The organism is Caballeronia sp. SBC1, assembly GCF_011493005.1.
GTDB lineage: Bacteria > Pseudomonadota > Gammaproteobacteria > Burkholderiales > Burkholderiaceae > Caballeronia.
In genome coordinates this window covers 1,691,536-1,704,175 of the sequence record NZ_CP049158.1, presented here as the reverse complement: position 1 = coordinate 1,704,175, position 12,640 = coordinate 1,691,536, and the positions used below count along the sequence as shown (strand labels likewise).

Below are 12,640 nucleotides of genomic sequence, written 5' to 3'. Positions count from 1 at the left end.
CCGAGCCTCGAGCAACGTCAAAAAACGCGCAACCCGCTGTAGAAGCGGTCTTATCAACCTTAGCCAGCAACGCATTCAACAATGCGGCTATTCCGTCGAACTGGAGCATCCATGAAAAAGGCACTTGTTGGTATGGCGTTTAGTATGGCGATGTCGCTCGCAGCGTTCTGCGTGCAAGCGAAAGACGCAAGCGAACTTCGCTTTGGCGTTGACCCGACCTATGCGCCGTTCGAATCGAAGGCGCCATCGGGGCAACTCGTGGGCTTCGAGATCGACCTGGGAAACGAAATCTGCAAGCGGCTCGATGTCAAATGCGTCTGGGTCGAAACGGGTTTCGACGGCATTATTCCGGCGCTGCAGGGCCGCAAGTTCGATGCCATCCTGTCCGCGATGTCGATCACCCCGAAGCGCGAGGAACAGGTTGCGTTTTCCGTGCCGTTGTTCAATACGCCTAGCCGGCTGATCGGAAAAGAGGGCGTGGATATCAAGCCGACGGTGGCATCGTTGAAGGGCAAGAAGGTCGGTGTCGCACAGGGCTCAACGCAAGAGGCTTACGCGAAGGCGAACTGGGCGCCGGCCGGGATCGAGGTGGTGTCGTATGCTAATCAGGAGCAGGTGTTCACGGACCTGCTGGCCGGCCGTATAGATGTAACCCTGACCGACATGATTGCCGGCAGCCAGGGGTTTCTTAAGACGCCGCAAGGCAAGGGCTTTGCGTTTGTCGGCGACCCTGTAAGCGACGCGAAGACCTTGGGTAAGGGCGCGGGTATCGGCGTGCGCAAGGACGATACGGCGTTGCGGACAAAACTCGACCACGCAATCGACTCGATGATGAAGGACGGAACCTATCGAAAAATCGAGCGACGCTACTTCGACTTCGATATTTCGGGGAGTTGAAAATGTATGATCGAGCGGGAGACGAACTCGCTCGCAGTGTGGGAAGGAGCGTTCGCGTGGTCTGAACCTTTTGACTGGAAGCCTCATGAAAATTCTTGTCGCGCGCATGAATCACGAGACCAATACGTTCTCGCCGGTGGCGACGCCGCTGGCGGCTTTCGGTCGTAACGGTCCCGCGTTTGGCGAGGACGCATACAACGAGAACAAGGGCATGCGAACCGCCATGTCCGCGTTCATCGACGCCGCCGAACGCGCGGGCGCGCAACTTGTCACGCCGGTTTCGGCGTCGGCGAATCCGAGCGGTCCGGTCGCAGCCGTTGCGTACGACACCATCTGCAACGCCATTGTGGATGCCGCGCACGGTTGCGATGCAGTCATGCTCGACCTGCACGGCGCAATGGTCGCCGACAATTCGAACGACGGCGAGGGCGACCTGCTTGAACGCGTGCGTGCTGTGTTGCCGCATGCGCCCATAGCCGTCGCGCTCGATCTGCATGCGAACGTCACACAGAAGATGATCGACAATGCGGATGTCATGGTCAGCTTCAAGACCTATCCGCACGTCGATATGTTCGAATGCGGCGCTCACGCGGCACGGCTGTTGTTCGATCTGATCGAAGGCCGTGCGCGGCCGGTGATCGCGTGGTCGCAGCCGCCGCTGCTCACGCACACGCTGCGCAGTGCGAGCGCTGCCGGGGCGATGAAACGTGCAGTGGAAGCGGCGCAGGCAGCGGAACGCGATGGCATGCTCGCCGTCTCCGTGCTGGCGGGATTTTCGCTCGCCGATATCCCGGCGCCTTGCATCAGCGTGGTGGTGGTCGGCGACGGTGATCGCGAGGCTGCCGCGCAAGTGGCGGAGTGTATTGCGCGGCAAATCTGGAGCGATCGCGAGGGATTCTTCTATCGTAGTCCGCCGCTCGCGGATTCCGTTGCCGAGGGCGCCGTGCTCGCACGTGGCGCCGATAAACCCGTGCTATTGCTCGACCACGGCGACAACTGCATGTCGGGCGGCACGTGCGACACCATGGATGTGTATGAGGAAGCCATCCGCCAGGGCTTGACGGGGATCGTGATGGGGCTGCTATGTGATCCCGGAGCCGTCGCTGCATTGTTCGCAGCGGGAGTGGGCGAGACCGTCACGTTGGCGGTGGGCAACAAGCTCAGCGGGGGAGCCGCGAAGCCGCGTCCGCCGGTCATGCTGACTGGCGCCGTGCGTGCGTTGACCGATGGGGAATACGTGATCAGTGGACCGACCTACACGGGGCAGCGCGCCCACATGGGCCGCGCCGCCGTGCTTGATATGGGTGTGGCGAAGATTGTGTTGACGGAGCGCACACACGAGCCTTGGGACCTTGGCGTGTTTGAAAGCGTTGGCATCGATCCGCGGCGCGCGACGTTCCTAATTCTGAAGTCGCGTATGTATTGTCGCCCGGTATTCGTACCGATCGCGCACGGCCTGGTTGAATGCGATAGCCGTGGCGTGACCAGTTCCGATTTCGGCTTGTTCGAATTCAGGAACGTCCGGCGGCCGGTCTATCCGCTGGACGCCGGCACGACCTGGTAACGGCACCCGCTTTCAAAAGGTCCCGGGCAGCAGGATCTGATTGTTCACGCGACGGATGTCGGTGTGCCCGCAAAAGGCCATGGTGGTGTCGAGTTCCTTGTGGATGACTTGCAGGCATCGCTCGACACCCGCTTCACCCATTGCGCCCAGCCCGTACAGGAAACTCCGGCCAATCAGCGTGCCCTTCGCGCCGAGCGCCACGGCTTTCAGCACGTCCTGTCCGCTGCGAATGCCACCATCCACCCACACTTCAATTCGATTCCCCACGTCGCTGGCAATCTCGGGTAACGCGGAGATGGACGATGGCGCACCGTCAAGCTGGCGGCCGCCGTGGTTGGAGACGATCATTGCGTCGGCGCCGCTGTCGGCGGCAAGGCGCGCGTCTTCCAGATCCATGATGCCCTTCAGGATGAGCTTGCCGCCCCATAGCTTCTTGACCCACTCGACATCTGCCCAGCTCAGGCCCGGATCGAATTGCTCGGCGGTCCATGAGCTCAGGGACGAGAGATCCCCCACGCCCTTTGCATGCCCGACAATGTTGCCGAAAGTGCGCCGCTTGGTGCCGAGCATGCCGAGGCACCAGCGTGGTTTGGTGGCGAGGTTCAGGAGGTTTGGGAGCGTCAGTTTGGGTGGTGCCGACAGCCCGTTCTTGATGTCTTTGTGGCGCTGACCGAGGATCTGCAAGTCGAGCGTGAGCATCAGGGCGCTGCACTTCGCCGCCCGGGCGCGCTCGATCAATCGCACGATAAAGTCGCGGTCGCGCATCATGTAGAGCTGGAACCAGAACGGTTTAGTGGTGTGTGCCGCCACGTCCTCGATCGAGCAGATGCTCATGGTGGACAAGGTGAACGGGACACCGAACTTCTCTGCTGCGCGCGCGGCGAGGATCTCGCCGTCCGCGTGCTGCATGCCGGTCAATCCCGTGGGTGCGAGCGCCACGGGCATCGCGACCTCCTGCCCGACCATTTCCGTGCGGGTGCTGCGACCCGCCATGTTGACCGCTACGCGCTGGCGCAGCTTGATACGCTGGAAATCGCTTTCATTGGCCCGGTAGGTACTCTCGGTCCACGAGCCGCTGTCGGCGTAATCGTAGAACATGCGCGGCACGCGCCGTTGCGCGAGCACGCGCAAATCCTCGATGCAGGTAATGACTGGCACGTTTTTCTCTCGCTACAGGAACGGGGAAATGAGTATACGTTTTAAAGCGCCTGAATTTAACTTGAAGTTGCCTCGTTCCGATGCGAATTCCTCAGCGCAGACAAGGTATTCACGATGTCGCCGAACAGGGGCCGGTCGCCGGTCTGCTCGCTGAGGCAGTCGTTCTTCAGGCTTGCGAGCGCTGCCATGCTGCTTTGCGCGGACTCTTGCACATCGCATCGATCGATCAATTCTTCGAGCAAGCAACCAAACGCTCTTACTTCAAGGCGCTGGAGTGCGGGGGCCAGCGCTTGATCGTCGGTTGCATAAAACGACGCCGCGCCAAAATCTCCCATTAGCGCCTGCCCCTGTCCGCCATGCAGGATGTTGTGGGCGTACAGGTCGCCATGCATGATGCCCTGCTGATGCAAATGCCGGGCGGCCGATGCGATTCCATGCGCAACGCTTAGCGCCGAAGTCAGGTCGAAGCGGGTATCGAGGTCATAGATATCGCGAGTGCAGGACTCGAGGCTCGGCGGCCCGGCAAGGTTCCTGAGCTGCGGGTTGATCAGTTCCATCACGAGACCATGGACGCCAGTGGGATGACCTTCTATCTTGCCGAGTACCGGGATCAGATTGGGATGTGCGCCCGCCGCAATGCAAGCAGCCATCTCGCAGTGCGGCAGACCATCGCTGGTCACAGCGCCCTTGAATAGCTTGACTGCGACGGGCTGGGTTCCATCGCTAATTGCCGGATATTCCGACCGATGTTCTGCTCGATGAATGACGCCCGATGCACCTTCACCCAGCCGATGCTGCAGATCCAGCGCCTGCCACGGGATATCGGCAACAGGCGTATCCGTCATTGCCTTGGCTTCCAGTTGTTCGTTGAATGGATTGCCCGCGCATGCCAGCCACGATAGCCGGGGCAAGGACGCCACCCAGACCGGCAGTTCGGTAAGCTGATTAGCCGAGAGCCGGATCAATTCGAGGCGAGAGCATTCCGCCAACTCCACTGGCAGCGTGCGCAACAGGTTGCCCGCCAACATCAGCTTTTGCAGCTGAGTGCAGTTTCCGATCTCGGGCGGCAGCGCCTCAACTTCATTGTCAGTGAGGATCAGCCAGCGAAGTTTGGGCGGTAGCGAAGCGCCTGATACCTTGCGTATGCGGTTTGCCTTGAACCCGACCATGCTCAATTGCGTGCACCGCCCGAGGACTTCGGGCAGCTCGACGAACTGATTGTTCGAGCAGAAGATAGTGTGCAGATTCGTCAGGCGCGGCAAATCGTCGGGCAGCGACGAAAGCGCATTGCCGGACAGGTCGAGGACTTCCAGCGTGTCAGACAGATCGAATATCTCGCGTGGAAATTCGGTCAGGCCGCAGGTTAGTGCCAGTCGCTGGGTACCGGCAAGTTGTCCGGTGCGAAGTTGTTCGAGTGTGCTTGTCACAGTAGCGGGAATATCCAGGATGGGCGGCAGGTTGGCGTTGCCCGTGCGGGATCGATTTTACTGAGTATTGGGCAGCCTATCGGTAATGTATTGGCGACACACACGCCTGGCCGCTCGAAAATGCCTTGAAGCTGCGATAGCAGGCAACGGTTTGTTTAAGCCTTCCACGCGGCCGGCGCTTGGAATGACCGCGCAGTTCCAGACCTTGTTCTGCAAATCAGCCATGTTGTATTTGACACTTCGCGGCTATTTTCTTCCTCGCCACAGCCAGCCTGGCCAATCATTTTTCGAGCGTTCTCAATCGGCTTTGATCCTGATAAGGGTGAGTGAGTATTAACTTCCATTCGCGGTTGGTTTCGCAACTGGTTGTACCTACATCTCTGCTTCGACCCACCCCGAAGGCCCGGAAATATGGAACATCATTTCGATTATTCAGTGAAATGAAATATTCATATGAACAATAAAATAGCGTGCTACCGTACGCGCTCAAACCACAAAAGAGAGGGCCGAAATCATGTCACTAGAGGATATTCAGGGCGACGTTCATCAAGCAGTTGATGTTGCGTTTTCAATCGCAGATTTGATCGGAAACTTGTTCTCAACAGTAAGGGATCCGAATCGTAAAGGGTCACCACACCACTTCAAACTGGGAGGGACGGTAGGGGGGCCGCAGGTGGTATTGGCATTCACTGGCGCAGCCGGCGAACCTCCGTCTTTGCAGTGCTCGGGCAATGCCGCAGCGGTCGTGACGGTTACTTCGCCGGAGCCGCTTCTTTCTGGTCAGGATGCTGTGAATAAGGGTCCGTTGCCTCTTTATTCGCAGGCGATTTATGTCCCGCAGAACAGCAGCGTCCCTCTGACGAACTTCAACAAGATGACCAAGGGTGTGTTCACCGCCTCCCTTGTTCCGGTCGCGGACCCGGGATATCCGGTCATTCTCATGGGACTGAACGGGCGCAATTTCTTGTCGCATGAGTCGCAACTAACATCAGATTTGTCCGTAACGCTGAATTCGGCCGGGATCACGTTGGCGTCGCAGTCTGGAGCGCCGTATCAGATGACGGCCAACGTAACCTCGGCAGCCCCAATTCGGTCTCAAACACATGTCGCCGCCATTCCACAAGGCGAGTTTTCGACAACCGTTCCGTTCGACCCGGCTGATTTTGCCGCATCTGCGATCGCGACCGTCTCCTACGTATTGTCGGGGCCATTCAGCATGCTTCCGGTTGCGCCTGCCAATGCCCGGAGGATTGCGGTCGGTTAGTCCAGTACGGGCTCGCACCCTGCTCTCTGTTCAAGAGAAATGGAAAAGATGAATAGGGGCGCATGACGCACCATACGTTGTTCAATGCTCCCAATAAATCAAATGATCGGGCGTAGCCACTTAGGCGTACAGACTGAGTGGTGCGCCCACATCAATGCCATAAATATCTATTGAAGGATTGTTTATGATTATCGTTTGCACCACAGATCAAAACATTGTCCAATATGCTCAATCGCAAGGTTCAGGTGCTGCGCAATGGGGAAACGTGAATGTGCTAGCTGCTGCGAACAATCTCGCAGGGACAATTGCGCAGCTTCAGCCCAACGAACCTTTGTGCCTTTGTGCTCACGGCAACAATTCAGAAATCGGCGACGACAACGCACAGGGTTGGGGATGGACTTATAGTCAAATCGCGACGATTTTGGCGGCGAACGTGCCTGCGGGTTTCTCTACGGTCCTGATCTACGCGTGCGCGACAAACGTCGCGAATTTCTCTGCTGCTCTCGCAGTGGAACTGGAGAATAATCAGGCTTTGAACGGGCTTTGGTGCTACGGTTGGAATACGCCTTTGGATATTGGAACCGCCTATCCGGCTCCTGCAAACCTTGCCAACCAAGTCGCGTTGCAGGGATCACAGGTTAATTTCAGCTGATCAGAATCAGCCGTCTCCAAGCCCCTTCGGGGGCTTTATTTTCTGAAAGTCACATCGTCCGAACATGCTGTGCCCGGGAATACGAGAGGCACTTCGTGACGGTCGCCTTGAGGAGATTGCTCCAGCGTCGTGGACCATTCGCGACCAGCTTGTTCTCTAGATCTGCGCGGACCCACCATCGACGAACGGTTCGCTTCCGGTGACAAAGCTGCTGTCATCCGAAGCAAGGATCAATGCCGCACTCGCGGTCTCCGCGGGAGCGCCAAGGCGGCCAAGCGGTGTTGTGGTCTGCACGAACCTGATCATCTCCTTGCTCGCTTCTTCCGAGGTGGCGAGGCCATGCCATCCCGGCGTGGAGGTTGCTCCCGGAGCGAGCACGTTAACGCGGATCTTGCGCGGCGCGAGATCGACGATCCAGCTTCGCGCGAAAGTTGCGGATCGCTGCCTTGCTCGCACTGTAGACGCTGAATGACGGGGTGCCGGTGACCGCGGCAGTCGATCCGGTAAGAATGACCGAGGCGCCGTCCCTGAGCAGCGGAAGCGCCTTCTGCGCCGCGAAAAGCGTACCCTTTACGTTGGTCGCGAAGGTTTTATCGAAGTGTTCCTCCGTGATCTCGCCGAGCGCGGCAAATTCGCCACCGCTGGCGTTGGCGAACAGGACATCGATCGTTCCTGCTTCGTCTTTTACGACGGCAAAAAGACGATCCAGGTCCGCGAGTCTGGATACGTCGCCCTGAATGCCGCGGGCGGTTTCTCCAACCTCGGCCACGGCCGCATCGAGTTCCTTCTGGCGCCGGCCGCTCATGAAAACCCGCGCACCTTCCTGCGCAAAAAGCTTTGCCTTCGCGAGGCCAATTCCGCTATTCGCGCCCGTTACCACTGTCACTTTCCGCTGAGCTTGCCCATCTGAAGTCTCCTGGTCGAGTTTGGAGATCCATTATGGTCGAGTACATTCTGTTAGGCTAGGGAACGCATAGATGGTTTGCTGCTGGACAAGACAAAGACCGAATAGATGATGTTTGGTGTACTGATGAATAGGATGTGATCAAGCGCGTGGATTGGCGCCGCTGACTCTGGCTCGTTTGCGTGGACCGACGAACCGGACGGGCCGCACAATGCGCCCCAACCATGTCCTGCTGGATAAAACTCAACAATGGCAACCGATGTGAAAACCAACTCCGCCTCGCCCGATCCTGACCATGTGCCTCGCAGCCGCTTGAGCGGCGCTGAGCGGCGCGAGCGCTTTCTCGACATGGCGGCGGAAATCATTGTCGAGAGCGGGGTGTCGGCGGTGACCATGGAATCCGTGGCGGCGCGCTCCAGCGTCGACAAGCGGTTGGGCTACCGATACTTCACGAACCGCGACGATCTCATAGGCGCACTCGTCGAACGTGAGTTCGAGGTCATGAGGCAACGTGTCCATGCAGAGCTTCCCGTGATTACGAGCTTCGAAGAACGCTTGCGAGTCAATACGCGCTTATGGCTGGCAACAATCGCCGAGCGCGGGCCGTTGTTGCGCCGCTTGCTCTACGGCGAGGGCCCGCATGAGCACTACGCGAGCACTATCCTGAACGCTGCGGTTGCCGACTGGGCCGCGATGATCGCCACGGAAACGGGCCTCGACAAGACGGTCGCGGAGATCGTGACTCGCATGCTGCTCGCTGCCATGTCCGGCGCTGTCGACGTCATGCAGACGGGCGTCAAATCCCTCGACGAAGTCGCCGAGCTCTATTCCACGATTGCGCTGGCCGGTATGCGAGCGGTCGCTCAAGGTGCCGGCGAAGGCGGCTTGCGCGGATAGAACCGAGCGCCGTCAGTTCATCGTGCCATTTGCTCTCGTTTATAAGTCACGGTATAGTGACTTATAAATTCTGGCTGCTATCAAGTAACAAGCGGGGAGACATTTCATGAACCGTCTGTCAGCAGCCAGCCATTGATTTGCAATCCATGAACGGGCGAGGAATACAAACAGTGGCAGAGACTACCGCCGGCCCTGTCGGGCACGTTTTGCTGGGCGACTGGGAGATCAAGGATTACGCGCCTGGCGAGGTTGAGGCAGCGGAACTGTTCGCTGGCGGCGATGGCTGGATACCTGCCTCTGCACCCGGCGACACCTATCTGGCATTACACGTTGCCGGCCGGATTCCTCATCCTTTTGCCGAGCAAAACGAAGGCGCCTGTGCGTGGGTGAAAGACCGTGAGTGGTGGTGGCGTACACAATTTCCCGCCATGAAGCCAGGGCCCGGCGAACGTTTGATGTTGACGTTCGAAGGCCTGGACACGTATGCGTCGATCTGGCTTAACGGAAGTCTTCTAGGCAAGACCGACAACATGTTCGCGGCGATTAGCTTTGACGCCGGCTCGCTGCTGCGTAACGACGAACCGAACCTGCTGCTGATCCGTTTCACTCCGCCTGCACTGATGGTGGCCGACAAATCGATGGAAACCTGGGAGATCATTGCAGACCCGATCAAAGAATCGAAACGCAATTTTCATCGAAAAGCGCAGTTTGGCTGGGGCTGGGATTGGGGTCCGCGACTGCCCAGCGTAGGCATCTGGCGCCCGGTTCGTCTGGAGCGCGAGCGAATCGCGGTGATACAGGATGTCCGCTTTAGCACGATTGCAATTGAACCCGTAGCCCGGATCGATCTTGCGATAACCATTGACGCCTTCGCCGCTGATAGTGATTCGAGCGAGCCTCTGCGCGCGATGATCGAGTTGATTGATCCGGACGGTGCGTTTGCCGCCGGCACGACGCTTACGTTTGACGGGGCGAGCCGATCCGCGACGTGGCAGCCGGCCATCGACACACCGAGTTTATGGTGGACGCCCGAGCTCGGTGTACCTTCGCTGTACACATTGCGCGTCGAACTTACGCAGGGGGCGCAGCGGCTGGACCAGCGCACGCTGAAGGTCGGCATTCGCAGCGTCGTGCTCGACACGTCGGCGGATCCCGATGAACCCAGCTGTGACTTCTTTCGCTTCATTCTGAACGGCGTGCCGATCTTCGCGCGCGGCGTGAACTGGATACCGGCGAGTTCGTTCGTTGGCGCAACCACTGCTGCGGACCATGATGCCTTGCTCGCGGATGCGGTCGCCGCGAACGTCAACATGATCCGCGTGTGGGGCGGCGGCCTGTACGAAGCCGATGCGTTCTACGACGCCTGTGATCGCCTGGGCCTGCTCGTCTGGCAAGACTTCATGTTCGCCTGCGCGCCGTATCCCGAGCACGAACCTGCTCTTGTCGAAAGCGTGCAGCGTGAGGTCGATCATCAAATTGCCCGGCTGCGAAATCATCCGTCGCTGGCGTTATGGTGCGGCAACAACGAGGGGCAGGCAGTTCATCAGTTCATCGCCCGGATGACCGGGTCGAATGCATCGTATCCCGGCGATCTGTTTTTCCAACAGATGATTCCGCAAGCACTGAAGACACTCGATCCGTCCACGCCTTATTGGCCGGGTAGCCCTTACGGTGGTCCCAGTCACAACAGCATGCGTGCAGGCGATGTCCATAACTGGACGGTCTGGCATGGACTGCCGCCTGTTCCCGACGAGCTTCCGGTGGGCGATTTCAGCCACGGCCCGGAGGCAGTGGCCTATACCCGTTACGCCGAAGACAAAGCGCGTTTCGTCAGCGAATTCGGCATCCAGGCGTCGCCGGCCGAGAGCACGCTGGCGCGCTGGCTCGCGCCTGACCAGATGTCGCTCGGCAGCGATGGTTTCCTCAACCGCATCAAGGACCACCCTCAAGACAAGGTGAACGCGATGCTGATTCCGGTGACCGGTTTGCCGGACACCCTCAGCCAATATGTTGTCTTCACCCAGTTGGTACAGGCCGAGGGATTGAAGTTCGGTATTGAACACTATCGTCGCCGCAAGCCGCATTGTTCGGGCACGCTGATCTGGCAATACAACGACTGCTGGCCGGGCATTAGCTGGAGCCTGATTGACTACGACCGCGTGCGCAAGGCGAGCTGGTTCTACGTCGCCCGCGCTTATGCGCCGGTACTTGGGTCGTTCAGGACGCTGGACGATGGCGTGATCGAACTATGGGTCACCAATGACACGCGTGAGAGGGTCGAATTCGAGTCGACCTTGACCATGACGAATTTCGACGGCAAGACACTGTGGGAGGAAGTTGTCACGGGAAGCGTGCCGGCAACCGAGAGCCGCGCGGTCTGGCGTGGCGAGACCGCGCGCATGGCAGCGGACCCCGCGAAGGTGCTCGTCGTTCGTTCAAACCGATTCGCCGACAACCGCCTGTTTTTCGCGCCGGTCAAGGACTTGCCCTTCTCTCCGGACGAACCGAAGATGCACGCGCAGATAGCCGATGACCACTCGCTGTCCGTAACGTTGACAGGTGTTGGCTACCATCACTTCGTACATCTTTCGGCTCAGCAGCCAGCCACTGTTTTCAGCGACAACTACTTCGACTTGCAACCCGGTGAGACGCGCACGGTGCACGTTGTGCTGCCCGGTGCAACGCTTGAGCCAGCTGATATCACGCTGGCTTCATTTCATCGCTGACGCCGATGACGCTGAGGAACAAGCATAAGACGGGGTTCATCGGCCCCGATCGAATTCAGTTGCTCTGCTGCGCGGGCTCGGCTTCCATCTCGGGGTAGAGAAGACGCAGCAACTCGCTCAGCACTGCGACCGAGTTTTCAGCGTCGGCCCGGTCACGCCTGAAGAGCGCTTCGAGCGACAGTCCGCGTATGGCCGCGACAAACAAGCGGTGAATCGCCTCGCCGTTTGGACGATCGCGCAAACCCGCCGCTTCCAGGCGCTCGATGATCCACGGATGCGATAGACGGTCGATAGCGTTCTGCATTGAACGCAGCTTGTCGGCCAGTTCGGGATCCGAGCGGGAGGCCAGCATGATCTCGATGACGGCGGTTCCCGAAGGCTGGCTCATCACTTCCCACATGGTCGCCGGCAGCTCGCGTATCCATTGCATCGGCGTTTTCTCATTGACCGTGCGCTCGTAATGCCGGACGTCCTGTTCGAACACCGCTTCGACGACGGCCAGCATCAAGTCGGTCCGAGTTGGATATTGATGGGTCATTGCGCCGCGGCTTACCCCGGCTTCGTCCGCCACCATGGTCACCGACGTCGCGCTGTAGCCGAACCGGTGCAGGCAGGAAATGGCCGCTGCAATGAGCTTGGCCTGTGTCTCCGCGCTTCGCTGGGCTTGCGGCCGCCGCGCTGGTTCTCCAACGGGTTCCGGAGCGGTTTGGAGCGGTAACGTCCGAAGCGGCTTTTCTCTCGTCTGTTGTCTCATGGCTGGTTGGGTTACGTCTCTCTGTTTAGTTGACTTCATCGTCGTTTTTATCTGCTCGTACTTGCCAAGATTGCCCAGCACAACAATAGACGAAAACAAACAAACAAGTCTATTGGTTTTTATCGCAAGAGGAACCTGCCTGGGTGTCAGTGGGCGCTAGCTCACCGCGCATTGAGCTGAATCTGTCCGGAAAGCCTTATTTTATGGGACTTTCCGGCTTCATCCCAGACTTCCACATAGGGCCGCAAAACGTCAGGCGGCGCTCTTCAGCCCCGTTTTCCGATCGGGAAATACCCTCGCACATTCACAAACAGTCTTGCCTGTTTGTTATTATCGAATTACTGTGACGCACTTGCTTCAGGCAAGTAACCAGAAAAACATCAGGAGACGAGCAACC

At 58.8% G+C, this 12,640-nt stretch carries 9 protein-coding genes and 1 pseudogene; 6 read left to right on the top strand and 4 right to left on the bottom strand.

The window, feature by feature from the left end; translation table 11 throughout:
* Positions 1 to 111 precede the first annotated feature (111 nt).
* Together SBC1_RS34415 and SBC1_RS34410 are read left to right on the top strand one after the other, a co-directional pair.
* On the top strand, positions 112 to 897 hold the full coding sequence (locus tag SBC1_RS34415; protein WP_165104752.1) for an ABC transporter substrate-binding protein: 786 nt from the start codon (positions 112 to 114) through the stop codon (positions 895 to 897).
* Between the two features lie 85 nt (positions 898 to 982).
* The gene (locus SBC1_RS34410) at positions 983 to 2,461 is read left to right on the top strand and encodes a M81 family metallopeptidase (protein ID WP_165104751.1); all 1,479 of its coding nucleotides are present in this window, start codon (positions 983 to 985) and stop codon (positions 2,459 to 2,461) included.
* 12 nt (positions 2,462 to 2,473) lie between these two features.
* On the opposite strand, the gene SBC1_RS34405 is transcribed toward SBC1_RS34410, so the two are convergent.
* Together SBC1_RS34405 and SBC1_RS34400 are read right to left on the bottom strand one after the other, a co-directional pair.
* The gene (locus tag SBC1_RS34405; protein ID WP_370469703.1) at positions 2,474 to 3,559 is read right to left on the bottom strand and encodes an L-lactate dehydrogenase; all 1,086 of its coding nucleotides are present in this window, start codon (positions 3,557 to 3,559) and stop codon (positions 2,474 to 2,476) included.
* A gap of 116 nt (positions 3,560 to 3,675) precedes the next feature.
* Positions 3,676 to 5,046 (bottom strand): leucine-rich repeat-containing protein kinase family protein, encoded by a 1,371-nt coding sequence (locus tag SBC1_RS34400; protein ID WP_165104749.1) that lies wholly within the window; start codon positions 5,044 to 5,046, stop codon positions 3,676 to 3,678.
* A 514-nt stretch (positions 5,047 to 5,560) separates the two neighbouring features.
* Here SBC1_RS34400 and SBC1_RS34395 point away from each other — a divergent pair.
* Together SBC1_RS34395 and SBC1_RS34390 are read left to right on the top strand one after the other, a co-directional pair.
* On the top strand, positions 5,561 to 6,310 hold the full coding sequence (locus SBC1_RS34395; protein ID WP_165104748.1) for a hypothetical protein: 750 nt from the start codon (positions 5,561 to 5,563) through the stop codon (positions 6,308 to 6,310).
* 184 nt (positions 6,311 to 6,494) lie between these two features.
* A complete protein-coding gene (locus SBC1_RS34390; RefSeq protein WP_165104747.1) occupies positions 6,495 to 6,962 on the top strand; it encodes a hypothetical protein in 468 nt (155 codons plus the stop codon).
* Between the two features lie 156 nt (positions 6,963 to 7,118).
* Here the strand turns inward: SBC1_RS34390 and SBC1_RS34385 are convergent.
* Positions 7,119 to 7,842: pseudogene (locus tag SBC1_RS34385) on the bottom strand (SDR family NAD(P)-dependent oxidoreductase).
* Positions 7,843 to 8,127: 285 nt separating this feature from the next.
* Between SBC1_RS34385 and SBC1_RS34380 the strand changes: the two are divergent.
* Both SBC1_RS34380 and SBC1_RS34375 read left to right on the top strand, forming a co-directional pair.
* Complete coding sequence (locus SBC1_RS34380; protein WP_165989140.1) at positions 8,128 to 8,763, top strand: TetR/AcrR family transcriptional regulator; 636 nt, start codon at positions 8,128 to 8,130, stop codon at positions 8,761 to 8,763.
* A 170-nt stretch (positions 8,764 to 8,933) separates the two neighbouring features.
* Positions 8,934 to 11,489 carry a glycoside hydrolase family 2 protein gene (locus SBC1_RS34375; RefSeq protein ID WP_241202334.1) on the top strand — a complete coding sequence of 852 codons (2,556 nt, stop codon included), beginning with the start codon at positions 8,934 to 8,936 and terminating at the stop codon, positions 11,487 to 11,489.
* Positions 11,490 to 11,544: 55 nt separating this feature from the next.
* On the opposite strand, the gene SBC1_RS34370 is transcribed toward SBC1_RS34375, so the two are convergent.
* A complete protein-coding gene (locus SBC1_RS34370; RefSeq protein WP_165104745.1) occupies positions 11,545 to 12,243 on the bottom strand; it encodes a TetR/AcrR family transcriptional regulator in 699 nt (232 codons plus the stop codon).
* Between the last annotated feature and the right edge of the window lie 397 nt (positions 12,244 to 12,640).